The sequence below is a fragment of the Microvirga sp. KLBC 81 genome (assembly GCF_003075415.1).
Classification (GTDB): domain Bacteria; phylum Pseudomonadota; class Alphaproteobacteria; order Rhizobiales; family Beijerinckiaceae; genus Microvirga.
On record NZ_QDAH01000048.1, the window covers coordinates 1 to 24,925 of the forward strand.

23 protein-coding genes are annotated in these 24,925 nt (G+C 60.6%); 14 read left to right on the top strand and 9 right to left on the bottom strand.

What is annotated here, in order from left to right:
* Window positions 1-230: 230 nt before the first annotated feature.
* Entirely contained in the window at window positions 231-611 is a 381-nt protein-coding gene (locus tag DC522_RS37370) for a DUF2934 domain-containing protein (protein ID WP_116530960.1), read from the bottom strand.
* 264 nt (window positions 612-875) lie between these two features.
* Here DC522_RS37370 and DC522_RS22895 point away from each other — a divergent pair, with 264 nt between their 5' ends.
* Window positions 876-2,387 carry a phospholipase D-like domain-containing protein gene (locus DC522_RS22895; RefSeq protein ID WP_245444436.1) on the top strand — a complete coding sequence of 504 codons (1,512 nt, stop codon included), beginning with the start codon at window positions 876-878 and terminating at the stop codon, window positions 2,385-2,387.
* Between the two features lie 3 nt (window positions 2,388-2,390).
* On the opposite strand, the gene DC522_RS22900 is transcribed toward DC522_RS22895, so the two are convergent.
* From DC522_RS22900 to adh, 4 genes are all read right to left on the bottom strand, one after another.
* On the bottom strand, window positions 2,391-3,338 hold the full coding sequence (locus tag DC522_RS22900; protein WP_116530930.1) for a lysylphosphatidylglycerol synthase domain-containing protein: 948 nt from the start codon (window positions 3,336-3,338) through the stop codon (window positions 2,391-2,393).
* 64 nt (window positions 3,339-3,402) lie between these two features.
* Window positions 3,403-4,176, bottom strand: coding sequence for an endonuclease/exonuclease/phosphatase family protein (locus DC522_RS22905; protein WP_116530931.1), 774 nt, complete (start codon window positions 4,174-4,176; stop codon window positions 3,403-3,405).
* 145 nt (window positions 4,177-4,321) lie between these two features.
* Complete coding sequence (locus tag DC522_RS22910; RefSeq protein WP_116530932.1) at window positions 4,322-4,693, bottom strand: DUF779 domain-containing protein; 372 nt, start codon at window positions 4,691-4,693, stop codon at window positions 4,322-4,324.
* Between the two features lie 114 nt (window positions 4,694-4,807).
* Window positions 4,808-6,325, bottom strand: coding sequence for an aldehyde dehydrogenase (adh, locus tag DC522_RS22915; RefSeq protein ID WP_116530933.1), 1,518 nt, complete (start codon window positions 6,323-6,325; stop codon window positions 4,808-4,810).
* Between the two features lie 248 nt (window positions 6,326-6,573).
* Here adh and DC522_RS22920 point away from each other — a divergent pair, with 248 nt between their 5' ends.
* The 3 genes from DC522_RS22920 (at window position 6,574) to DC522_RS22930 (ending at window position 10,578) form a co-directional block, all read left to right on the top strand.
* Window positions 6,574-8,430: a sigma-54-dependent Fis family transcriptional regulator gene (locus DC522_RS22920; RefSeq protein WP_116530934.1), complete on the top strand. Its 1,857-nt coding sequence runs from the start codon at window positions 6,574-6,576 to the stop codon at window positions 8,428-8,430.
* Between the two features lie 305 nt (window positions 8,431-8,735).
* Window positions 8,736-9,983, top strand: coding sequence for a phosphoglycerate dehydrogenase (gene serA / locus DC522_RS22925; RefSeq protein WP_116530962.1), 1,248 nt, complete (start codon window positions 8,736-8,738; stop codon window positions 9,981-9,983).
* Window positions 9,984-10,047: 64 nt separating this feature from the next.
* Window positions 10,048-10,578: a hypothetical protein gene (locus DC522_RS22930; RefSeq protein ID WP_116530935.1), complete on the top strand. Its 531-nt coding sequence runs from the start codon at window positions 10,048-10,050 to the stop codon at window positions 10,576-10,578.
* 128 nt (window positions 10,579-10,706) lie between these two features.
* Here the strand turns inward: DC522_RS22930 and DC522_RS34355 are convergent, their stop codons facing one another.
* From DC522_RS34355 to DC522_RS22950, 4 genes are all read right to left on the bottom strand, one after another.
* Window positions 10,707-10,895, bottom strand: a complete 189-nt coding sequence (locus DC522_RS34355; RefSeq protein ID WP_133239348.1) for a hypothetical protein — start codon at window positions 10,893-10,895, stop codon at window positions 10,707-10,709.
* A gap of 439 nt (window positions 10,896-11,334) precedes the next feature.
* Window positions 11,335-12,168, bottom strand: coding sequence for an inositol monophosphatase family protein (locus DC522_RS22940; protein WP_116530937.1), 834 nt, complete (start codon window positions 12,166-12,168; stop codon window positions 11,335-11,337).
* A 29-nt stretch (window positions 12,169-12,197) separates the two neighbouring features.
* A complete protein-coding gene (locus tag DC522_RS22945; protein WP_116530938.1) occupies window positions 12,198-13,034 on the bottom strand; it encodes an aldo/keto reductase in 837 nt (278 codons plus the stop codon).
* 73 nt (window positions 13,035-13,107) lie between these two features.
* Complete coding sequence (locus DC522_RS22950) at window positions 13,108-14,088, bottom strand: S1C family serine protease (protein WP_116530939.1); 981 nt, start codon at window positions 14,086-14,088, stop codon at window positions 13,108-13,110.
* Window positions 14,089-14,278: 190 nt separating this feature from the next.
* Between DC522_RS22950 and hemN the strand changes: the two genes are divergently transcribed.
* From hemN to DC522_RS23000, 10 genes are all read left to right on the top strand, one after another.
* Window positions 14,279-15,622, top strand: coding sequence for an oxygen-independent coproporphyrinogen III oxidase (gene hemN, locus DC522_RS22955; RefSeq protein ID WP_116530940.1), 1,344 nt, complete (start codon window positions 14,279-14,281; stop codon window positions 15,620-15,622).
* 135 nt (window positions 15,623-15,757) lie between these two features.
* On the top strand, window positions 15,758-17,422 hold the full coding sequence (ccoN, locus tag DC522_RS22960) for a cytochrome-c oxidase, cbb3-type subunit I (protein ID WP_116530941.1): 1,665 nt from the start codon (window positions 15,758-15,760) through the stop codon (window positions 17,420-17,422).
* 11 nt (window positions 17,423-17,433) lie between these two features.
* A complete protein-coding gene (gene ccoO / locus DC522_RS22965; RefSeq protein WP_116530942.1) occupies window positions 17,434-18,168 on the top strand; it encodes a cytochrome-c oxidase, cbb3-type subunit II in 735 nt (244 codons plus the stop codon).
* A gap of 12 nt (window positions 18,169-18,180) precedes the next feature.
* The gene (locus DC522_RS22970; protein ID WP_047190402.1) at window positions 18,181-18,336 is read left to right on the top strand and encodes a cbb3-type cytochrome c oxidase subunit 3; all 156 of its coding nucleotides are present in this window, start codon (window positions 18,181-18,183) and stop codon (window positions 18,334-18,336) included.
* A 4-nt stretch (window positions 18,337-18,340) separates the two neighbouring features.
* Window positions 18,341-19,225, top strand: a complete 885-nt coding sequence (gene ccoP, locus DC522_RS22975) for a cytochrome-c oxidase, cbb3-type subunit III (protein WP_116530943.1) — start codon at window positions 18,341-18,343, stop codon at window positions 19,223-19,225.
* A gap of 143 nt (window positions 19,226-19,368) precedes the next feature.
* Window positions 19,369-20,829 (top strand): cytochrome c oxidase accessory protein CcoG, encoded by a 1,461-nt coding sequence (ccoG, locus tag DC522_RS22980; RefSeq protein ID WP_116530944.1) that lies wholly within the window; start codon window positions 19,369-19,371, stop codon window positions 20,827-20,829.
* Between the two features lie 12 nt (window positions 20,830-20,841).
* Window positions 20,842-21,336 carry a FixH family protein gene (locus DC522_RS22985; protein WP_116530945.1) on the top strand — a complete coding sequence of 165 codons (495 nt, stop codon included), beginning with the start codon at window positions 20,842-20,844 and terminating at the stop codon, window positions 21,334-21,336.
* 17 nt (window positions 21,337-21,353) lie between these two features.
* Window positions 21,354-23,603 carry a heavy metal translocating P-type ATPase gene (locus DC522_RS22990; RefSeq protein WP_116530946.1) on the top strand — a complete coding sequence of 750 codons (2,250 nt, stop codon included), beginning with the start codon at window positions 21,354-21,356 and terminating at the stop codon, window positions 23,601-23,603.
* Window positions 23,604-23,606: 3 nt separating this feature from the next.
* On the top strand, window positions 23,607-23,756 hold the full coding sequence (gene ccoS, locus DC522_RS22995; RefSeq protein ID WP_116530947.1) for a cbb3-type cytochrome oxidase assembly protein CcoS: 150 nt from the start codon (window positions 23,607-23,609) through the stop codon (window positions 23,754-23,756).
* Entirely contained in the window at window positions 23,753-24,868 is a 1,116-nt protein-coding gene (locus DC522_RS23000) for an MFS transporter (protein WP_133239349.1), read from the top strand. The genes ccoS and DC522_RS23000 overlap by 4 nt, the downstream gene beginning before the upstream one ends.
* Window positions 24,869-24,925 lie beyond the last annotated feature (57 nt).

Here is a 24,925-nt window from a genome sequence, read left to right on the forward strand (position 1 = left end):
CTGGAACCGCGACCTCCCGCAAGAATGTAAGCCATGGCATGGCGGGCAAGAGGCGCGGAAGCAACGCTCGGGCTTGGCAAGGTAAGGTCCTCATATCAAGGGCGGTGGTGTGCCCTGTTTGTAGACTCTGAACCCGGCCGGAAGTTCTCTTTGCCTGTTCCGGATCGCAGATGGAGTTCCTGCCCCCCGCAACCTTCGCATCCCTATGGGCGAAGGCAACGCTTCTTGCGTTATATCGTCGATTTTGTGGAGCGCCTCCGTTTCGGAGCAGCGACTGTCTCGCCGACAGCCTCATTGACCTCAGCAACGGTCTCTGCTGCTTCAGCAGCGGTGCTCTTCCGCCTCCGCGTCTTGGGAGCGGCAGGACTACTCAGAACCTCGTCCAGGGTCTCGCTCGTCATCCCGAGGGGAGCCGGGTTCGTTTCGACAGGAGCTTCTTCGTCGCTGCCGATGACAGGAAACGAGATACTGCCGACTTCGTCGCCTTGCTCTCCGAGGATCTCGCGTTCTGCCTCATACCAATATTCGTCAGCGCGGCCGGGCTGGCTCCCGTGCTGCATCCACAATTCGTACGCCCGTTCCCGGATTCTTTGTTCAAGTTCCTTGTCCATGATCACCCTTTTGTCCTCACGCCTGATCTCGCCTGGAAACAGTGAGCCGGATGGCGACTCATCAAGTTATAACGCCCGCAACCTGCATAAGTTATTAGGCAGCGTTCGCGAATGACAACGGCTCAGGCTGAGCAAGCTTGAGGTTTTAAGCCTCATACAGGGATTAATTTTTTAGGCGTGGTGAAAAGGGCCCAGTGCGCCCCTGGTTACAATATTCCGAAACCTGGAACCTTGGCCTCTTACCTGAGTTGCCGATGCAGTCCCATGACTATGAGCAACGTGCATTTCTTTGATGAGACAAGTGGGCTGACCGGAAGGGCCGCTGGCTTCGAGCTGGCGCGCGCGATGTCGTGCCCGATCCTCCAGCCTGGCCGTAATTGCTGGCGTGTCGTGTGTGCGAACCGCGCCTCGGTCCTCATTGACGGGGCAGAATATTTCACCCATCTCGAAGCCGCCCTGCGCAAGGCGCAACGCTCGATCATGATCGTCGGTTGGGACTTCGACGGCAGCATTCGCCTGCGTCCCGATGTCGATCCGCAGAGCTCACCCCCGCTCGGCCCTCTCCTGCGCTCGCTTGTGGAGGAGAAGCCTGAACTTGAGATTCGCATCCTCGTCTGGAGCGTTGCCGTCTTCCATGCTCCAGGCGCACCGGGTCCGCTGATCTTCGGCGCCGAATGGCAGAATCACCCTCGCCTGAAGCTGCGCCTTGACAAGCACCATCCGCTTTATGCCGCGCATCACCAGAAGATCGTCAGCATCGATGACAGTCTTGCCTTCGCGGGCGGCATGGATTTGACCGTGAGGCGCTGGGACACGAAAGACCACACCTGCGACAACCCTCACCGTCTCAGAGACGATGGCACGATTTACGATCCGGTTCATGACATCCAGATGGTCGTGACCGGGCCTGCCGCCTATTCCCTCGCAGAACTGGCCTATGCGCGCTGGAAGATTGCGACAGGTGAGGAGGTTACACCTCTGCCCCAGCCTGCACTGGATCCTTGGCCGTCAGATCTTCCACCTCATTTCACCAACACGCCTGTTGCCATCGCCCGAACCTTTCCGGCGTGGGGCGTGCATTCCGCCGTGCAGGAGACGGCAGCTCTCAACCTGGACGCTCTCTCCGCGGCAAGACAATCCATCTACATCGAAGCGCAGTACATGACGGCGCCTTATATCGGCGACGTTCTTGAGCAGCATCTTGCCAACCCTGACGGTCCGGAGATCGTCGTTATCCAGACCCATGAATCCCATGGCTGGGCCGAGAAGAAGGTGATGGGCACCAACCGCGACCGGCTCATTCGGCGACTGCGCAAGGCGGATCGGTATGATCGCCTGCGCGCCTACTACCCAGTCGTATCGGCGGAAAACGGCTTCTGCCAAGTGCTGATCCATTCGAAGCTCATCATCGTGGACGATACGTTCCTGCGCATCGGGTCGTCGAACCTGAACAACCGCTCGATCGGTCTCGACACAGAATGCGACCTCGCCATCGAGGCGACCAATGACGAGATGCGCCAGATGATCGTGAGCCTCCGAGATCGGCTGTTGGCCGAGCACCTGGGCACTGACCCGGACGTCTTCTCCAATACGGTTTCGGAAGAACGTGGCTCGCTGATTGCCGCCATCGAGCGCCTGAACGTGAACGAACGCCGTCTTCACGCCTTCGATGCGATGTTCGATGAAGGCCCTGCAGATCCTGCCATAGGCACGAGCCTTCTCGATCCGCTGGAGCCCTTCGAGCCGCTCTGGTTCCTGAAACGGCTGAAAGGCTAAGGCTCACGCCCTCGCCGGGGCCTCGCTCCTGCTCGCGTGCGCCTGGTGTCTCCGGCGATAGAGTAGTTCCGTCAGCCCGAACACAACGATGCCAATGCAGAGCGGGATGAGGAAATAGACGAACCGGAAGACCAGAAGCGGCCCGATGAGATCCTGCCCTGGCAGAAGATACATGACCACGCTTTCAATGACGCCGAGGCCACCGGGTACATGGCTGATGAGGGCTGTGGTGTTGGCAATCACATAAACGGACGCCACGCCCATATAGGCAACATCCGTGACAGCCGCGAGCGCCTGATGAAGACATGCGGCTACGCAGGCAAAGTTGACGGGACCGATGATGATTTGTCCAACGGCAAGGCGCAGGGGCGGCATCTCCAGCGCCCAGCGGCGTATCCTGAGAGGTCTCCGCACGAAGGCGGAGAGCACCAAGTAGAGCGCCGGTATGGCCAGGCAGGCAAGCCCAAGCGCGATCACGAGAGGCTTTGAAAGGCCAGTGATCTCAACCGCGAGGCTCGAGCGCAGCAGAAGCGCTGCGCCCCCTAGGACCATCAGGCCGAGCCCGACCGTGATGCCGCAGAAGAGGATGACCTTTGCTACCTGCTCGGCACTCAGGCCCCAGCGGCTGTAGAAGCGATACCGCACTGCGCCGCTGCTCAGGAAAGCGAGGCCGATATTGTGGCCGAGCGAGAGGCTCGTGAAGGAGGCCCAGGCCGCCCTGTAGTAAGGTTGAGGGCGACCGACATAGCGTAAGGCAAGATAATCGAAACCGCTCAGACACAGGTAGCTGGCCGCTGCGAACGCGCCTGCGGCCCCCAATCGCGCCACTGGGATGGCAAGGACTGCCTCCAGCAACTGGTCCATGCTGTAGCGGCTGAGCGTCCGGTAGAGCAGGAAAGCTGCAAGGCCGATGGCGACAACCGCGATCAAAGGCTTCCAGATCTTCCCCATCTATTCTCCCGGTCTTTCTGGCTGATTTCTGGACAAGCGATCCTTGAGCGGACTGGTTCCACCTCTACTCGCGAACGTGTTCCACTCCGGCCTTGTGAACCCTGACCGGCATCACCTGAAACTCGATCATCAAGGGCAGATGATCCGATGCGACACGTGCCATGGCCGAACGGATGGATTCGACCCGGACCACGTGGATCGAGTGGCTGATGAAGGCATGGTCGATCCGCAGCATGGGCAACCGGGACGGAAAAGTCGGCTTCGTACGATGGTGAGGCACTGCTTTTTGCGCATCACGCAGGCGCGAGGCCAAGCGCTGATAGGCCCGCGAACGGGGAGACGCATTGAAGTCACCGATCAGGATCACGGGCTCGCGGCAGGCCTTATGCCCCAGCCAATGTGGCCCGAGAAGGCAATCCACCTGGGCCAGCCGCTCGTTTCGCCGCAGTCCCAGGTGGGTCGTGATCACCTGCACAGTTGTTCCACCGAGATTGACCGAGGCCCAGAGCGCTCCTCGGGGTTCCGGCGCCAAAGGGCCGTTTCTACCCGGGAGGGGCCCCGCTTTGATCAATTGCGAGGGGCGATGGGTGAGAATGGCGTTGCCATATTCCTCTTCCATCACGCGCAAGCTGGCATGAAAATGCATCTGCATGCCAAGGGCCTGTGCGATGGCATGGGCCTGATCGATGCCGCCGGTGCGTGCGCGCCTCACATCGAGCTCTTGAAGGGCTACGACATCCGGCTCATAGGATGCAATGACATCGGCGATGCGCCCTGGTGAGAGCCGCCCGTCCGTTCCGAGGCAGCGGCGCACATTATAGGTCAGGATCCGTGGCACCTCGCCCCCTTTCGTGGAAATCGTTGCATGTGCAGAGGAGCCTGCGGAACGGCAGCCTCAGCAGCACTAACCCACGAACGGCACAGAATTTCCCTGCTGCCTCCAGAATCAGAAACGTTATTCCAGGAGCGAGGGTGCGGAGCGCTCAACCGCTCAGGCCGAGCAGAGCGGATTCCTCGTCGGAGAAAAGGCGGGAGCGCGTGAGAAAGCGGACATCGCGACCGTTCTCGAGAGAGAACATCCCTCCCCGGCCCGGCACCACGTCGATGATGAGCTGAGTGTGCTTCCAGTATTCGTACTGTGAGGGGCTCATGTAGAACGGCGCGCCCCCAATGGTGCCGAGGAGAACATCGGCATCGCCGACGATATAGTCTCCCTGCGGATAGCACATGGGGGATGACCCATCGCAGCATCCGCCGGATTGGTGAAACAGGACGGGTCCATATTCGGCTTGTAACGTCGCTATCAGATCGAGCGCCGCAGGTGTTGCAGTCACACGTGGAATGCCAGCTTCCATTCGTTCTCTCTCCCTTGCGATGATGAGGCCGGGGCGCAGTGCACCCCGGCCTTTGTTGGAGCCCGATCCTTTTTCAGACGACTGCCCCTTCGTCCGCGTCGAGCTCCGAAGGTATCAGAAGAAGCCGAGAGCCTTGTCGCTGTAACTGACCAGCAGGTTCTTGGTCTGCTGGTAGTGATCGAGCATCATCTTGTGCGTCTCGCGACCGATGCCCGACTGCTTGTAGCCGCCGAAGGCCGCATGAGCCGGATAGGCGTGGTAGCAGTTGGTCCATACGCGGCCCGCATGGATGGCGCGACCGAAGCGATAGGCGCGATTGCCATTGCGCGTCCACACGCCGGCGCCAAGGCCGTAGAGGGTGTCGTTGGCGATATGCAGCGCCTCATCCTCATCCTTGAAGGTGGTGACGGAGACGACCGGCCCGAAGATTTCCTCCTGGAACACGCGCATTCGGTTGTGGCCACGGAACACGGTGGGTTTCACATAGTACCCGCCGGCGAGATCGCCCGACATCACGTTGCGTTCGCCGCCGGTCAGCACCTGAGCGCCCTCTTGCTTGCCGATATCGATGTAGCTGAGGATCTTCTCGAGCTGCTCGCTGGAGGCCTGAGCGCCGATCATCGTGGTGGGATCGAGAGGGCTTCCCTGCTTGATCGCCTCGACGCGCTTGAGCGCTCGTTCCATGAACCGGTCGTAGATGGATTCCTGGACCAGCGCACGGCTCGGGCAGGTGCAGACCTCGCCCTGGTTGAGAGCGAACATCACGAAGCCTTCGATAGCCTTGTCGAAGAAGGCATCATCTTCCGCGAGCACATCGGAGAAGAAGATATTCGGCGACTTGCCCCCGAGTTCCAGCGTGACCGGAATGAGGTTTTGGCTCGCATATTGCATGATGAGCCGGCCGGTCGTCGTCTCGCCCGTAAAGGCGATTTTGGCAATCCGCGAACTCGATGCCAGCGGCTTGCCGGCTTCGAGACCAAAGCCGTTCACGATGTTGAGCACACCTGCCGGCAGCAGATCGGCAACGAGTTCTGCCCAGACCAGTATTGAAGCAGGAGTCTGCTCGGCAGGTTTGAGAACCACACAGTTACCGGCGGCAAGAGCAGGTGCGAGTTTCCAGGCTGCCATGAGGATTGGGAAGTTCCAGGGAATGATCTGTCCAACCACGCCGAGCGGCTCATGGAAGTGATAAGCTACCGTGTCGTGATCGATCTCGGCCGCTGAGCCTTCCTGCGCTCTGATACAGCTCGCAAAATAGCGGAAATGGTCGATGGCGAGCGGAATGTCGGCAGCTGTCGTCTCACGGATCGGCTTGCCGTTGTCCCAAGTCTCGGCCGATGCGAGAAGATCGAGGTTTTCCTCCATCCGGTCGGCAATCTCATTGAGAATGCGCGCACGCTCGGCAGGTGCGGCCTTGCCCCAGGCGTCCTTCGCCGCATGCGCCGCATCGAGAGCTTTTTCGATATCGTCCTTGTCAGAGCGTGCCACTTCGCAGATCACCTTGCCATTCACAGGCGAAGTATTCTCGAAGTACTTTCCGGTGACAGGCTCCCTCCACTCACCACCGATATAATTGCCGTAACGGGCCTTGAAGGGTGCTTTTGCGGTCGAGAGAAATTCTGGCTTGTTCATTTGGTTTCCTCCCTGGATGAACATCGCCAGAATAGCAATTTCCGTGCCAAATCACTGTTTTGCAAAGCAGCAATCGTCGCCGCGGCGCGGTAAGTCACTGTCTGCATTCATGAGATCGGCAATACTTGACCATGTGCACTTTTGACCGCTTCGCTTTACCGGAAGTTCAGCTATGATGCTTTGCGTCACGTAAAGAAACGCATCTGCGACAGCTGTTGCAATTTGCGACACCGGGACAGGAGGAAGCCGTGTCGTCAGATAAGATCCAGCATGCGCGTCAATCGTTCTTTTCCAAGGGCAGCGTTCCCGGCGGGTTGATCTCGCAGCCCATTCTTCGCTCCTGGACCCGTTGTGCGGCTTTGGGTCTCAAGGGGCGTGCCAATTCCCTGCCCGAGCCCCTTACCTCCCACGAATTCGCCATCTCGGCGGAAGAAGCGGAGGCGTTCAGGCGTCTCTGCCGACCCGAGATCGAGGCGCTTTATGCGGATGCGGAAGCCACAGACAGCATCGTCATTCTCACCAACGCGCACGGGCTCGTGCTCGATACCATCGGCAGCCTCGACTTCGCGCAGCGCGCAGCACGCGTCGCGCTCATGCCTGGCGTGCCATGGAGCGAACAGACGGTTGGAACGAATGCGATTGGAACTACGCTTGCGGAAGGGTGTCCCATCGAGGTTCGGGGTGCTGAACACTATCTCGAATGCAACCGGATCCTGAGTTGCTCCGCCGCTCCCATCATCGGACCTCATGGAGAGGTGCTGGGAGTCCTCGATCTCTCAGGTCCGGCTGAAGTGCATCACGCCCATGCGCTTGGTCTCGTGCGGCTTGCTGCCGAGCAGATCGAGCATCGCCTGTTCGATCGTGGTTTCGAGCATACGGATATCGTGCGTCTCCACACGGATCCAGCCATGCTGGGAACGCCTCGTGAGGGCATTCTCATTTTCGAAGATGGTCGCCTCAAAGCCGCCAACCGGCATGGCCTGAAGCTCATCGGCCGTAACTTCGATGCGCTTGGGACAGTCACATGGGCAGACCTGTTCCAGAACGGTGTCATGGCCCTTGCCGATACGGGCAGCCTGAAGCGCACTGATGGTGCCGCCCTTCGGGGACGGCTGGAACATCGCAAACCCATTGTCTCGTCAGCGCTGCGGCGGACGCAGGCGCTCCAGCCCACAAATATCGGTCCCATCTTCAATATCGAAACACAAAAGGCGCTGGACCGCGCCGTTCGATTGCTCAATGCGGATGTTCCGGTTCTGGTGTGGGGCGAGACGGGAACGGGCAAGGAAGTCTTCGCCCGCGCCGTTCACGGCAGGAGCGCGCGTGCGGGCAAGCCATTCGTGGCCGTCAACTGTGCTGCCCTTCCCGAGACGCTGATGGAAGCGGAGCTGTTCGGCTACCAGGCGGGAGCGTTCACCGGTGCGCGCCCCGGCGGATCAAAAGGCCACTTACGTGAGGCGGATGGCGGCGTATTGTTTCTCGATGAGATCGGCGACATGCCCCTCCCCCTCCAGACCAAGCTGCTGCGCGTACTCCAGGAACGGGAAGTCGTGCCTCTCGGCGGCAGCCGCGCGGTCCCGGTTGATTTCACCCTCATCTGCGCCACGAACCGAAATCTCTCGGAGCTCGTCCAGACCGGCGGGTTCCGCTCCGACCTCTACTTCCGGATCGCGCAATACACCATCGAGCTGCAGCCTCTAAGGCTACGCTCCGACCGAGTGCAACTGATCGATGCCATCTGGGACTCCCTTGGCGCAGCCTCTCGAGGGATCGTTTTGGACCAGGAATGCCGCGAGCGTCTCTCGCTCTATGAATGGCCGGGCAATTTCCGCCAGCTGGTTGGCTGCCTAAGGGCCATGCTGGCGCTGTGCGAGCCAGGCGACCGGCTGGGGACCGATGCCCTCCCCCTGGATGTGAGGAATGCATCACCGGTGCAGAGCCCTGCCCCGGCAGAGTCTGAGCCTCTCCCGACGACGCTCGATTCAATGACCATCGCGGCTATACGTGAGGCCCTTGAGGCGACCAAAGGGAATGTTTCCCTTGCCGCCCGCAGACTCGGGGTCAGCCGCAGCACTCTCTATCGGCGCCTGCAGGGCAACGCCTGAAGCAGGGGTTTTCTGCACAAAAAGAACGGGAGCCGTGCGTACCTCCGGCACTGGCTCCCGCCCTTCTGACCGGCCGCCCGAGCGACTGGATTAGCTCAAGATACGTCCAAAGCGCACCGATGGCGGTGACGCATAGGAGGTATGAAAATGCCTCCTTCGAGGGCCCACCCTCTTGCGAAAGCCCGCCAGCCTGGGGCACTGACCGTGCCTGTCAGTCAGAACTGCCTTGGGTGAGACGGCAAAAGGGATTTTCCTGGCCGATCCAACAGGCTATGGGCATGCTGCGACAGGTGAATGGAGCCGATATGAGCGAGCAGTTCTCTCTTCAGAAAGACAAGATCCGGGTGCTTCTGCTCGAAGGCGTGAACGAGAGTGCCGTCGAGCTGATCCGATCGGCGGGCTACACGAACCTGACCTACCTGAAGACAGCTCTCGATGAGAAGGAGCTGATCGAGGCTTTGCAGGGAGTCCATATTCTCGGCATCCGCTCCCGAACCCAACTGACGCCTGAGGTCTTCGCGGCGGCCAACCGCCTCATCGCTGTCGGCTGCTTCAGCGTGGGGACGAACCAGGTCGACCTCGAAGCCGCCCGCCATGCTGGCATTCCTGTCTTCAACGCCCCCTTCTCGAATACCCGCAGCGTCGCTGAACTCGTGATCGGCGAGATCGTCATGCTGTTGCGGCGTATCTTCCCGAAATCGACCGCGGCTCATGCCGGTGCCTGGGACAAATCGGCCATCGACAGCCACGAGGTTCGAGGCAAGACACTCGGCATCGTAGGCTACGGCAATATCGGCTCGCAGCTCTCGTATCTGGCCGAGTCCATGGGCATGCGCGTAATCTTCTACGATCAGACCGACAAGCTGCGCCACGGCAATACGGAGCCGGTGGAAAATCTGCACGATCTGCTCAGCCAAAGCGACGTCGTAAGTCTGCATGTTCCCGAAACGCCGGCGACGCATGGCATGATTGGGGCTGCCGAGATCGCAGCCATGAAGAAAGGCGCTTATCTCATCAATAACAGCCGCGGCACCGTGGTGGATCTGGACGCACTGGCCGAGGCGCTGAAGAGCGGACATCTGCGCGGCGCCGCCATCGACGTGTTTCCCGTCGAGCCCGCTTCCAACAAGGAGCGTTTCGTGACACCGCTCCAGGGCCTCGACAACGTGATCCTTACGCCGCATATCGGCGGCTCAACCGAAGAAGCGCAGGAGCGCATCGGTGCCGAAGTTGCCAAGAAACTGATCGACTACTCGGATGTGGGCTCGACCATCGGCGCCGTGAATTTCCCGCAGGTGCAATTGTCGTCACGCGCTACGGGCACGCGCTACATCCATGTGCATCGCAACGTGCCCGGCATGCTGGGACGTCTCAACCAGGCTTTCTCCAAGCGTGGTCTTAACATTACAGCGCAGCACCTGCAGACCGATGGCGAAATCGGTTATGTGGTGATCGAGGTTGAGGGGCAGCCTGAACAGAGCCGGGAGACACTCCGGGAGATCCGCGCGCTGGAAGGCACGATCCGGGCCCGCCTGCTCTATGCCCTCGGCTGATCGAGCATCGCACAATCCTGCATTGGCACTTTCCTAAAGCGTGAAGCCATGCTTGGATCGCCCCATGATCGGCCGAGTTCAGGAAAGAATCCGCAGCCTTCTCCAGCAAACAGCGTCACGCCTTGCTGAAGTTGCGCGTCTGCCGGTCGGCATTGAGGACACCGAAGTGACCCGCGGTGCCGATCAGCCTTCGAATCCGCAAGCACAACATCGCCCGGGCAAACCATCCTCTCCGCCCTACATCAGTTCCAAAGAGCCGGAATCTGCAACAGACATGAGCGCCTCCGTCGACACACTCGCCGAACAGATGCTGACTCTAGTGGATATTGTTTCCGCTCAGGAGAAGGATATCAAAGCTCTCAAAGAGCAGTGCCGGAAACTCGAAGAGCACAACCAGGCCATCATGGTGGCTTTCTCAGCATTCTTCCATGTGCTCTCGGTTGGGCGGGTGGCGAAAGCGACCGACATAGCCGCTTTGCTGCAGAACATTAGCAAGATCGCCGAACAGGAAGGACGCCCCAAGGAATCCGTGGCCTTTCTCCAAGATCTCGCCAGGATGGTTCCTGGACATGCGGATAGCGAAACCGGCACATAGGGAAACTTTCCTCATCCCTGCCGATAATAGGCCTTCTTTGAGCATTCGTTAACCCTGGCCATTCATTCTCGAGATTGCTGTCGGCTGACGTGGACAGCCGTCAGGCGTGAGCACCCTGAATCTTTGCTCTACTGAGATGCGACCATTGACGGCACCTTGAGGGAAGGAAGCAGTTCATGCCAGCGGAAAGGGCTCACGTCGCGGTCGAGAACCTCATTGCAGATCATGTTGCCGCTTCCTTCAGCAAGGATCAGATCAGCAAACCAATGAACACGGCGGTACAAATCCGCAGCCGCATCACGGATCGGTTTCAGCATGCGAAGAACGCTGCCCTGCGACCCTGGCTCTGTGCAAGCGGCTGATCAAAGCCTTCGCGCCTGCTCAAACCTCTCTTTCGTCTCAGATCCGTGCCGAGCGGCTCGCTCTTCTCCAGGACACTCTTAAAGAGCTTCGCAGCCAAGCAGCGAGCGCCTCAACGCAAAGCCGCGTGGAGCCTATGCATGTAGACTTGTGGCTTGAACGGCAGCAGCTTGTTCTGAAGAACGAGGTCACCGAAGGATTCGGACGCGTTGAGATATGGATTATCTCCATTGCGGCTCTGGCGCTCGTTCTGCTCAGAGCCATTGACTTCTTATGGGCCCTGCCCATTCTCGCTCTCGGCATCGGCCGGTCTTGTTATCTCGATCAGCAATGCAAGAAGCGGCTTGCCAGGATTGCGGAGATCGACGCGATGATCGAACCCGCTGCGCAGAAATCTCACATCTGGGGCGGCAGGAGCGCATCCCGCAAAGCCTGCCAGCTGTCCTTGTCCGGCGCGCTGATCAGACCGCCTCCACGATTGACGGGCTTATAGGGAGAACCGTCGAAATGTGCCGTATAACCGCCGGCCTCGCGATGGATCAGCCAGCCTGCTGCATGATCCCAAGGCATCACGCTCGACGAGAAGGCGAAGTGGAGATAGCCGCCGGCGATCTGGCGGTAGGTGTGCGCTGCACATCGTAAATCCGCCGCCATGGCGACGCGTGGAAGATTGCCGGTCACGACAGGACGGAGTTCTTGTGGCAGATAGCGCCACGACACGTTGCCCGCCATCTGTGCGAGCGGGACGGGTGAAGCCACGTTCAAGGGAGTTGTGCTGCCGTCAGGCCGCTGCAGCCATGCTCCCTCTCCGCGCACAGCCATGGCCCAATCGTCTGAAATCGGGTCGAGGATAACCCCGCAAACCACCTCTCCCTTCATGACGGCTGATGCCATGACACCGAACAGCGGAACACCTGATGCAAAGTTCAAGGTGCCATCCACAGGATCGAGGATGAAAGCAAGATCGGAATCGCCCATTCCATCGAGAAGCCTGGGATTGCGGCTGACGCCTTCTTCACCGATCACGAGCGCATTCGGAAAGGCGCTCAGCAGATCGGCTTCGATCTTGCGCTCCGCCGCCTCGTCCGCATCCGTCACAAGATCGAGCTGCGATGTCTTCGTGCGGATTGCACCGGCGGACAGGTTCTTGAAGCGAGGCAGGATTTCCGTCTGCGCGGCGTTCCTGAGGATCTCTGCAACTTTAAGGGCCTCGGTTTTGGAAAAGATCATTGTGCTCACGTTGTGCTGAAGAAAGACTATCAGATCATCTCGAGCGGACGCTTGCGCTTAGGCGGTGGAAACTCTGCATCGATGGCATTCAACTCTTCAGGGCTCAACTGGATTTCGAGAGCACGCTGATTATCCCGCACATGAGCGGGGCTCGACGCCTTGGGAATAGCGATGATGCCTGGCTTCTGCAGAAGCCAGGCCAAAGCGATCTGATAGGGACTTGCCCCATGATGTCGCCCGATGATTGGCAGGATGCCAGCTTTCGGAAGGCGCCCCTGCTCTATGGGGCTGTAGGCCATGAGTGGCATGCGGCGCTCAATCATCCAGGGGATCAGATCGTATTCAGGCCCGCGCCGCGTCACATTGTAGAGCACCTGATTGGTGGCGCAGTTTGTGCCGCCCTCGACATCGAACAGCTCTTCCATATCGTCCGTGTCGAAATTGCTGACGCCCCAATGGCGGATCTTGCCGGAGCGGCGCAGCTCCTCGAAACCTGCCACCGTCTCTTCCAACGGCACGCTGCCGCGCCAATGCAGCAAATACAGATCGAGATGATCCGCCTTGAGCCTCTTCAGGCTTCGCTCGCATGCTTCAACGACACCCCTGCGGCTAGCATTATGCGGATAGACCTTGCTGACGAGGAACAGACGGTCGCGCTCTGGACCAAGAGCCTCAGCGATGAGTTCTTCGGAAGCGCCTTCACCATACATCTCTGCGGTATCGATCAGCGTCATGCCCAACTCGACGCCCAAGCGCAGCGCTTCGATCTCCTGAGCGCGCTTACCATGCACCTCGGCCATTTGCCAGGTTCCCTGCCCCAACGCGGGAACAGCTTCGCCTGTTGGCAACGTGACGTGTCGGCTCATAAGTGCACCTTGAAAAGAAAAGAATGGCGGAGGCTGCGCCTCTCGAGGATCGGCTCGAATCTTTTGCTGCAAGCTATTGCAGGCGTGGCGTTTTCATGAAGCGTCCTCGGTCGGCGGATCGGATCGTCACGTCGAAGGTATCGCCCTCACGTTCCAGTGTCAGCGGGACATCCACGCCCGCAGGCCCCAGAGCCCAGATGGCGCGATAGAATTCGGCAAGCGATGTGACGGCCTGGCCTGCGACGGCATGAACATTGTCTCCGGGACGCAACCCGGCACGCTGTGCCGGAGCGTCGCCAGCAAGGCCGATGATCGAGATCTGATCCTCTTCCGTTTCCGAGGCATAGAAGCCGAGCCACGGCTTCGGCGGCCGGCCGACGCAGCCCAGGGTCAGCAGATCGTCGAGGATCGGCTTCAGCAGATCGATGGGCACGCTCATGTTCAAGGGCACGATGGCACCGCCCTGAGCCTGATGCTGGAGCTGAAGCGAGCCGATGCCGACGAGATCCCCGCGCGAGCCGATCAGGGCCGTGCCGCCCCAATTGGGATGGGCCGGAACCGTGAAGATGGCATTGTCGATGAGGTATTCCCAATAGCCTGCGAATTCCTGGCAGGCGACCACCTGGGCCGCGAGCGAATGGGTGCGCCCGCCGCTGCCGCCCATGACCACCTGATCCCCCGGAGAGAGGCGCCTGGAATCGCCCAGCGCCATCACCGGCACCCCGAGCGGCGCGAGAGCCTGAACCAAGCCGAAGCCGCTGTCATAATCATAGGCGATCACGTGCGCCTCGACCGTGCGGCCCTTGTTGGTGGTGAGCCAAACCTCCTCGGCTTCCGCGATCAGGTATCCAATGGTTACCACCAAGCCATCTGACCGGATGACGACGCCTTGCCCGGCCCGTTCGGTCCCGAGGGTTTCAGCCGTGAAGGCGTCCTCAGGCACCCGGGCCCCAAGCGAGACGACGGAGTTCAGGGCCTCTGGGAGATCATATGCGAGTGCATCCTGATCAGGCTGGAACTCGGGCGGGATCTGCCATTCGTCCGGTGACTGCATCGGAACACTCCTTAACCCCGCCTGTCCCGACCTGAGAAGCCAGGCCCAGAGGAAGACGATTCCATACAATCAAGATGGCGGAAAAAACCGGACCTTCAACCCATGCGCCCCGCATGCCAAGAAAGGGAGCGCACACAAGGGCTTGACCTAAATCAAGGCTGCTTGCCTCGGAACAAAGCAAAGAGCTGGCATGACACCAGAACTCATTGCCCGCTACGATCAGCGCGTCCCACGCTATACGAGCTACCCCACCGCTCCACATTTCAAGCCGGATGTGGATTCCGCAACCTATGCGAAGTGGCTCTCGGAACTCTCACCCCAGACCGCGCTCTCGCTCTATCTGCACGTCCCATTCTGCGCCGAGCTGTGTCTCTATTGCGGCTGCCACACCACAGTTGCCCGTACCTACAGCCCGGTTGCGTCTTATGTGGAGCTTTTGGAACGCGAGATAGAACTCGTGGCCCAGCATCTGCCGAGCCGTATGGGTGTCACCCATATCCATTGGGGCGGCGGCACGCCGACGATCCTGTCTGGCGACGATCTCAGGCGCATCATGGGCCTCCTGGAGCGTTCCTTCGGCATCCGCCCGACAGCCGAGATCGCAGTCGAAATCGATCCGCGTACCCTCACCCTGGAGGGTGTGGAGGCGCTCGCCGCCTCGGGTCTGAACCGGGCGAGCTTGGGCGTCCAGGACTTTGATCCCAAGGTTCAGAAGACCATCAATCGTATCCAATCCTTCGAACAGACGGCCAAGGTGGCAACTTGGCTGCGTCATGCCGGAGTGACAGGCCTGAACCTCGACCTGATGTATGGTCTGCCCTACCAGACCACCGATAGCGTGCTCCGCACCATTCAACAGGCCCTGCGGCTCGACCCGGACCGCATCGCCCTCTTCGGTTATGCCCATGTGCCGTGGATGAAGCGCCATCAGGCGCTCCTGCCGGAGGAGGCCATGCCGGACGCCATCCAACGCGTCGAGCAGAACACTGCTGCGGCTGCAGCCCTCATTGAGGCGGGTTACGTCCAGATCGGCCTCGACCACTTCGCTAAGCCATCTGATCCCATGGTCGTGCGCCAGCGCGAAGGACGTCTGCACCGGAACTTTCAGGGCTACACGACCGATGAAGCAAGCGCCCTCATCGGCTTTGGAACCTCGGCCATCGGCTCCCTGCCGCAGGGCTACATTCAGAACGCATCGAGCACCGTCGCCTATCGCGAGGCCATCACCAAGGGGCGGCTCGCCACTGCGCGTGGCGTGGCACTGACGGACGATGACCGCCTTCGCCGGAGCATCATCGAGCGCCTGATGTGCGATTTCGCAGTCGATCTCGACCGAATCGCTTCCGATCGCAGGAAACCCGACTTCACGGCCGAGCTTGCGGTCATCGACGAGCTGGCTCGCGACGGTCTTGTAAAGCGCGATGGCCTGTCCATCGAGATCCCCGAGGACAGCCGCCTCCTGGTTCGGAACATCTGCGCGGCGTTCGACCGCTATCTCGAAAGCGGCGCCGCGCGGCATTCCCGCGCCGTCTAAGCCTTTCGTGGGGCATTGGTCGGGGCGAAGGCCCCCGTTTGATTTGCATCAATGCCCCTTCCCCACCCCACCCCTAGTGAGGAAAACTGATGGCGAAGCTCAGGGCCTCGCCAAACTTTAGAACGGTCGAGACCTATGGCTCAAACGGCAACATCTCCTAAAGGAATGACCATTGGCGAAGCAGGTTCCGCTCTTGCTTTCGCAGCTCTGGCTCTCCTGAGCATTATCATCGCGGCGAAGGCCTATACGCCTGAATACGCCTTCCACGCTTATCTCTTCGCGGCCGCGAGCGTCGCGGCTGTGTTTGCGATCGTCAATCACTACTACGAGCGGCCTGCCACTCTGCCGGCGCAGACGATCAACGGCAAGCCCAACTACAACATGGGCCCCGTGAGGTTTGCGACCATCGCCTCTGTCTTCTGGGGCATCGCGGGTTTCACCATCGGTCTTTTGATCGCGACTCAGCTGGCCTTCCCGGCACTGAACTTCGACACCTCCTGGCTGTCGTTCGGGCGCATGCGGCCTTTGCACACCTCCGCGGTGATCTTCGCCTTCGGCGGCAACGTGCTGATCGCATCCTCGCTGTACGTGGTCCAGCGCACCTGCCGCGCACGGCTTGTCGGCGAAATCGCGCCCTGGTTTGTGGTTCTCGGCTACAACTTCTTCATCGTGATCGCAGGCACGGGTTACCTGCTCGGCATCACGCAGGGCAAGGAATACGCTGAGCCGGAGTGGTATGCCGACCTGTGGCTCACCGTGGTCTGGGTTGCCTACTTCCTGGTCTTCCTCGGCACGGTGATGCGCCGCAAGGAGCCCCACATCTATGTGGCGAACTGGTTCTATCTCGCCTTCATTCTGACCATCGCCGTTCTGCACCTCGGCAACAACGCGACGGTTCCCGTCTCGATCTTCTCGCCAAAGAGCTACATCGTGTGGTCGGGCGTGCAGGATGCTCTCGTTCAGTGGTGGTATGGCCACAACGCTGTGGGCTTCTTCCTGACCGCAGGCTTCCTAGCCATCATGTACTACTTCATCCCGAAGCGGGCTGAGCGGCCGGTCTATTCCTATCGCCTCTCCATCATCCACTTCTGGGCCCTGATCTTCATGTACATCTGGGCTGGCCCGCACCACCTCCACTACACCGCTCTGCCCGACTGGGCACAAACGCTGGGCATGGTCTTCTCGGTCATGCTGTGGATGCCCTCCTGGGGCGGCATGATCAACGGTCTCATGACCCTCTCGGGTGCCTGGGACAAGCTCCGCACGGATCCCGTGCTGCGCCTGATGGTCGTGTCGGTCGCCTTCTACGGCATGTCGACCTTCGAAGGCCCACTCATGTCGGTGAAGGCCGTGAACTCCCTCTCGCACTACACTGACTGGACCATTGGCCACGTTCACTCCGGCGCTCTCGGCTGGGTGGCCTACGTATCCTTCGGCGCGATCTACTGCCTCGTTCCGTGGTTGTGGAACAAGAAAGAGCTCTACTCCATGAAGGCCGTCTCCTGGCACTTCTGGATCTCCACCTTGGGCATCGTGCTGTACATCTCGTCGATGTGGGTTGCGGGCATCCTGCAGGGCCTCATGTGGCGCGCCTACACCGGCCTCGGCTTCCTTGAGTACTCGTTCATCGAGACCGTCGAAGCGATGCATCCCTTCTACATCATCCGTGCACTCGGCGGCGCTCTCTTCGTGGCCGGCAGCGTGATCATGGCGTGGAACGTCTGGAAGACGATCACCACGGCTGAAGCTGTCGAGGAAGAAGCCCTTCCGGCCCAGCCCGCGCTCGTCGCCGCGGAGTAAAGGAAAAGATCATGTCACTCTGGTCCCGTCATAAGATCTTCGAGACCAACTCGATCATCCTCATCATCGGTGTGCTGATCGTCATCTCCATCGGTGGTCTCGTGGAAATCGTGCCGCTCTTCTACCTGAAGAGCACCATCGAGAAGGTGGAGGGCATTCGGCCCTACACCCCGCTCGAACTCGCCGGCCGCAACATCTATGTGCGTGAAGGCTGCTACAACTGCCACAGCCAGATGGTGCGTCCGCTGCGCGACGAGGTGGAACGCTACGGCCACTACTCTCTCGCTGCAGAAAGCATGTACGATCGTCCCTTCCAGTGGGGCTCCAAGCGCACCGGTCCGGACCTCGCCCGCGTCGGCAACAAGTACTCCGACGACTGGCACCGCGACCACCTGAAGGATCCCCGCGCCGTCGTGCCCGGTTCGATCATGCCGAGCTATCCCTGGCTTGAGAAGAACGAGCTCGATATGGCGGCCATTGCCGAGGACATGAAAGTCCAGGCTCTGCTTGGCGTGCCCTATGACGAGGAGATGCTGAAGAAGGCCGAAAGCGACGTTCGTATCCAGGCTAATGCCGACGATCCGAATGCTGTCGATCTCGCCAAGCGCTACCCGAACGCTCAGTCGCGCAATTTCGACGGCAACCCGCAGAAAGTCACTGAAGCGGATGCCCTGATTGCCTATCTGCAGATGCTCGGCACGCAGGTCGACTTCAAGCTCTACGACAACAAGGCCAACGTGCGCTGAGGACGAACGATCATGCCAGCCGCATACAAGTTCTTCGCAGAATTCGCCCAGACCTGGGGGTTGTTATACTTCGTCGCCGTCTTCTTGGTGGTGCTGGTCTACGCCCTCGCTCCCTCGCGGAAGGATCGCTTCGACGCGGCCGCCCGCATGCCTCTCCAGGAGGATTGATCCTATGGCCCATGAAACTCACAAACAGGTCGATGCCATCACCGGCGTGACCACAACCGGGCATAGCTGGGACAACATCCAGGAGCTCAACAATCCGCTGCCGCGCTGGTGGTTGTGGACCTTCTACTTCACCATTGTGTGGGCGATTGCTTACTGCATCGCCTATCCGGCCTGGCCGATGGTCTCATCCTACACCAAGGGCATGCTCGGCTGGCAGTCCCGCGATGCTGTCGAGGTCGAGCTCGCAGCCCTCAAGGATCAGCGTTCGGGCATGACGGCGAAGCTCGCGACTGCCTCGCTCGAGGACATCAAGAAGACGCCTGAGTTGTTCGCATTCGCTCGCGCTCAGGGCAAGGCGTCATTCGGCGACAACTGCGCACCCTGCCATGGTGCAGGCGGCGGCGGCGCCAAGGGCTACCCGAACCTGAACGACGACGATTGGCTGTGGGGTGGATCGCTGGAGCAGATCCAGCAGACGATCCTGCACGGCGCTCGCTCCACCAGCGACCAGGGTCATACCGGCAGCATGCCTGCCTTCGGCCGTGACGGCCTGCTCAAGCGCGAGGAAGTCTCGCAGGTGGCGGATTATGTGCGCTCCCTGTCGGGACTGCCTGTGGAGAAGGGCGTCGACATCGCAGCCGGAGCCAAGATCTTCGCCGACAACTGCGCATCCTGCCATGGCGACAAGGGTCAAGGCATGCAGGAGATGGGTGCCCCGAACCTCACGGATAAGATCTGGCTGTTCGGCTCCGACAAGGTCACCATTATGGAAGGCCTCAACAACGGCCGCGGCGGCGTGATGCCGACTTGGCACGGCCGCCTCGATGACACGACCATCAAGGCTCTGACCCTCTACGTCCACTCTCTTGGGGGCGATCAGAACCGTTAAGCTGCTTCAATGCGCCTCAGCTCAAGCGTAACACGGTGGCCGGGGGCCTCTCCCCGGCCGCCGGCTTGACTCAAATCAAGGCGGCTTCCCGCCTCGCAGCCTATCCCAGAGCCACTCCTGATCGAGAACCCGCGACGGATTCGATGGCTGACGCTCCTGTTTCCCCTTCCCTTGCGACCGCAGCGGCCGACGACGCCCCGCTTTATGCGCCGCGCAAGCAGATCTATCCGCAGACCGTGAAAGGCCGCTTCCGCACGATCAAATGGGTCGTGCTGCTTGTCACGCTGGGCATCTATTATCTCGTTCCCTTCATCCGCTGGGACCGCGGCCCCAACGCGCCCGATCAAGCCGTTCTGGTCGATCTCGCGAATGGCCGCTTCTATTTCTTTTTTATCGAGATCTGGCCACAGGAATTCTATTACATCACAGGCCTCCTGGTTTTGGCGGCCCTGACCCTCTTCCTCATGAACGCCGTCGCTGGCCGCGTCTGGTGCGGCTATCTCTGCCCGCAGACGGTCTGGACCGACCTGTTCTATGCCGTCGAGCGCTGGATCGAAGGCGACCGCCGCGAGCGGATGCGCAAGGACAAGGAAAAGCTCGCTCTGAAAGTGGCGGCTCAGAAGGGCCTGAAGCACTTCATCTGGTTGATGATCGCTTGGTGGACCGGCGGCGCCTGGGTGCTCTACTTCGCCGATGCGCCGACTCTCGTCTATGAGCTGGCCACGTTCCAGGCCCCGATGATCGCCTATGTCTGGATCGGCATTCTCACCTTCACCACCTACACGCTCGCTGGCTTCATGCGTGAGCAGGTCTGCACCTATATGTGCCCCTGGCCTCGCATCCAAGCCGCTCTCACCGATGAATATGCACTGAACGTCACCTATCGCTACGATCGTGGTGAGCCGCGCGGCTCGATGAAGAAGAACGAGGCCCTGAAGCTTCAAGGTCTGCCGGCAGGCGACTGCATCGACTGCAACCAGTGCGTCAATGTCTGCCCCACTGGCGTCGACATTCGCAAAGGCTTGCAGCTCGACTGCATTCAGTGCGGCCTGTGCATCGATGCTTGCAATTCCGTGATGGAGAAGATCAACCGTCCGCTGAATCTGATCACCTATGATACCGACATGAACGTGAAGGCCCGCATGGAGGGCCGTCCGGAAGTGCGTCGCATCGTGCGTCCGCGCACGCTCTTCTATGCCGGCATCATCGCTGTCGTCGGCGCGACCATGATCGGCTCGCTCGCGATGCGCCAGAGCATCTATCTGAGCGTCATGCACGACCGCAACCCGCTCTTCGTGCGCCTGTCCGACGGCTCGATCCGCAACGGCTTTACCGTCCGCGTGGCCAACAAGAACCTGGATGAGCGTACCTACGCTCTCACGGTGGATGGCTTGCTGAATGCGAAGCTCGATATCATCGGCGGCGAGATCGACCAGCAGGGCCGCGCGATCGTCAAGGTCGGCCCAGACCAGACGTTGGAAACACGCGCTCTTGTCAGCTCGCAAGGTTCGGACGTTCCCTCGTCAACCGACATTCACTTCACTCTCACCGATCTCGCGACCGGCGACACAAGCCGGATGAAAGATCACTTCAAGGCGCCTTAAGAGGATACCTCTATGTCCACAACAACAGCTGGCCGCCCTCCCCGCGTCATTACCGGACGCACGGTTCTGATCTACTTCATCACGTTCTTCGGCATCGTGTTTGCCATGAACTTCGTAATGATCCGCTTCGCCGTCTCCAGCTTCAGCGGCGTTGAGACGGAAAGCTCCTACAAGGCCGGTCTCACCTTCAAGAACGACGTGGCGGCGGCTCACTCCCAGGATGCTCTCCATTGGGCGGTGGATGCGAGCATCCAGCGCGGCGACGCGAGCCGCATCCTCATCACGGCACGAGATGCGAAGGCGCAAGCCCTCTCCGGCCTCACGGCCGAGGTGCGTCTCGCGCATCCGACAGACAAGCGTCGCGATGTTGTGATCGAATTCGTGGAAACCACCGCCGGCCAGTTCCAGAGCCTCACTTCGCTTCCAGAGGGTAGCTGGGATCTGGTGATTGGCTTGAAGCGTTCCGGCGAAACCGTCTTCCGCTCCAAGAGCCGCATTTCGCTCTAAAGGAAAAGAATAAGATCATGGCGGAAATCCTCGATCTCTCAGTCTTCGTCAAGCGTCAGGATGATGGAACGGCGCATCTCGATCTTGCCATCGAGGGCATCGATTGCGCTGCCTGCATCGACGAGATTGAGGGTGGCCTGTGCCGCCTCGACGGCATCTTGGACGCGCGCCTCAACTACACTACACACCGTCTTGCGGTGCAGTGGCAGGAGGGAGCCATTGCGCCCTCCACAGTTGTCGAAGAGCTGCAGCGCCTCGGTTATCGGGCTCATCCTTATCGATCGCATCTCGTCGAGGAAGAGGAAACGCGCCGCTCCCAATGGCTCCTGAAATGCTTGGCGGTGGCGGGCTTCGCCTCCATGAACATCATGCTGCTTGCGGTCTCCGTCTGGTCGGGCAACGTGACCGACATCACTCCGGAAACCCGCGACTTCTTCCACTGGCTTGCCGCCTTCATCGCGCTTCCTGCCGTGGCCTATGCAGGCCAGCCCTTCTTCCGCAGCGCCATGGGCGCTCTGAGGGCGAAGCGCACCAACATGGACGTCCCGATCACCATCGGCATTCTGCTGGCGCTCACCATGTCGGTGGTTGAGACGATCAATCACGCCGAGCACACCTATTTTGACTCGGTCGTGATGCTGCTCTTTTTCTTGCTCTGCGGCCGCTACCTCGATCAAGCCATGCGCCGCCGCACCCGCTCGGTGGCAGGCAATCTCGCCGCCCTCAAGGCAGAGGTCGCGCACCGCCTCGACGACAAGGGCGAGACTGTTCTCGTGCCTACGGCCGCCCTCAATCCTGGCGATCGCGTCATCATACGGCCCGGTGAACGTATCGCCGTCGACGGCGTCGTTGTTGCAGGCTGTTCTGAACTCGATGAGAGCCTCGTGACTGGTGAAACCGTGCGGCGTTCCGCTATAATCGGCGACACGGTTTATGCCGGCAGCATGAACTATGACGGCGCGCTCACCCTTCGTGTTACAGCTGCAGGCAAAGGCACACTTCTCGATGAGGTGGAGCGGCTTCTCGAAACCGCTGCCGCAGCCAAGTCCCGCTATGTGCAACTGGCGGACAAAGTGGCGCGCGCCTACGCTCCGGTGGTGCATCTGACGGCAGCCCTGACAGCTATCGTTTGGATCGCCCTCGGCGCCGCCGTACATGATGCCGTCATCACTGCCGTTGCAGTGTTGATCATCACCTGCCCCTGCGCATTGGCGCTCGCTGTGCCTGTCGTGCAGGTCGTCGCCTCGGGCGCCCTGTTCCGCTCGAACGTCTTCCTCAACTCCGGCGATGCGCTGGAGCGTCTGGCCTCCGCCGATACCATCGTGTTCGACAAGACCGGCACGCTGACCCTGCCTGAGATGCGCGTTGCCAATGCCTCTTTGATCCGCCCGGATCTTCTTGAGGAGGCGGCACGACTTGCTCTCTCGAGCCATCACCCACTCGCTGCCGCTGTCGCGCAGGAGGCGAAGGAGCGCCGTCCTTACGAGGAGGCAACGGAAGAAGCTGGCCAGGGCGTGAAGGCCATTGTGCATGGCGTGGAGCTTCGACTCGGAAGCCCCGCTTTCTGCGGTGCCGCCGATCTTGTGCCCGAGGCAGTGGGTAAAGAGGCGGATGTCTCGATGATTGCCTTCGCCCGAGGCTATGAACGCGCCATCCTGCTGGTACGTCAGGCCTTGCGTCCTGATGCCGTGACGACGGTGAAGGCTCTGCGTGATCTCGGCATCGGTTGCCGCATCCTCTCCGGTGATCGCCCAGAAGCCGTGGCTCCCATTGCAGCCGCTCTCGGCATCCGTGAATGGCGCGGCGGTGCGAAGCCCGCGGAGAAGATCGCGGCCATCGAAGCACTCAAGGCTGAAGGCCGCAGAGTGCTTATGGTCGGCGATGGCCTCAACGATGCACCTGCCCTTGCCACGGCGGACGTCTCAATCTCGCCGATCACGGCTGCCGATATCACCCAGGCCCATGCAGATGCGGTCTTCCTCGGCGACAAGCTCACGCCTGTTCTGGATGCTCTCAGCATCGCTCGCCGCGCACGCACGCTGATGCGCCAGAACCTACTGATCGCGCTCGCCTATAACGTGATCGCGGTTCCGCTGGCCTTCATGGGTTATGTGACGCCACTCATTGCCGCACTCGCCATGTCCGGCTCGTCAAGCCTCGTGACCCTGAACGCTTTGCGTGCGCGAGGCGCAAAGGCCAAGGCTTTGTCCGAGGAACTCTCGCCCGACAATTCTGCACCGGCCGCTCCGGTCCTACAGGGAGCCTGATCCATGGAAGTCCTCATCTATCTCGTGCCAACGGCGCTACTATTAGGTCTTTCAGGTCTCGCCGCCTTTCTGTGGTCGCTCAAGAACGGCCAGTATGACGATGTCGAAGGCGCGGCCATTCGCGTGCTGAAGGACGACGACATCGCACCATGAGCACATCACCTGCCATGCCGCGGGCGGGGCGGCTCGACTGCCTCTGCGAACCGATCGAAGCTGCCGACGGCACGCCCGATTACGGCGGAACGGCGCTGCTTGCGGTCGCGTTCGCACTATCCGTGCTCTCGCAGGTGCTCACCCTCACCATCCTTCCGCTCGCAGGCTTGTCGCTTGCTCCGAACGCAGCCTGGGCCACCCTGCCCTATGCCGCCTTCTATGCTGGCGCGGCGTTCGCCAGCCTGCCGGCCTCCCTTCTCCTCGATGCCTTTGGTCGTCGCGCCGCTTTTTCCCTTGGTGCCGGTCTCGGTATCGCCGGAGGCTTGCTAACGGCGTGGTCCCTGTTGCAGTGGCAGTTCACGGGCTTGGCGTTAGGCGCCTTCTGGCTTGGCATCGCCAGCGGCTTCAGCCTGTTCTATCGCCATGCGGCAGCCCCGCTCGGAGCGAAGGGAACTGGCGCCATCCTCCTGGTCTTTGGAGCAGCCACCCTTGCGGGCCTCTTTGCGCCGATGGTCGCGACCTTCGCTGAAAGCCTGGCTGTTCCGCATGCTCTCGTAGGTATGGCAGGGGCTGCAGCACTCGCTCATGTTGGATCACTTCTTGCAACGGCAGCACTGCCCTACCGTCGGGTTCGCCGAATGCACGCCGAAGCCGCCCCCCTGCAGGGATGGCAACGCATTCTGTGGCCAAGCATCGTTGGCGCGCTTGGCTGGTTCGCCATGACAGCTCTGATGGCGGCCACCCCCGTCGCGATGGTGGGTTGCGGTCTCGGCGAAGCTGTGTCTGGAGCTCTCGCCTCGCACGTCATCGCCATGTATGCTCCGTCTCTGGCTCTGGCTGGACTGCCCAAGTCGGTCCGGCCTGTCCTGATCGCCCTTGTGGGTTGCATCCTGATTACCGTGGCAGCCATGGCTTTCCTGGTCTCCGGCACGACGATGGCCTTCAACGTCACAGCCGCACTTCTCGGGATTGGCTGGTCCCTCGTGACGATGGGCACCACCCTTTGGATCCATCAAGAAGGCGAGCCGTCCCGCTGGCTCCTCGGTCTCCATGATGGGGCCCTTCTCGGGTCGGCGCTGCTCGGTGCCTTGGCAGCCGGTCTCGTGAATTAGGCGCTCTGCCGCTATTCGATCGCGACATTATACGCCTGTAGGAAGCCATCTATGCCT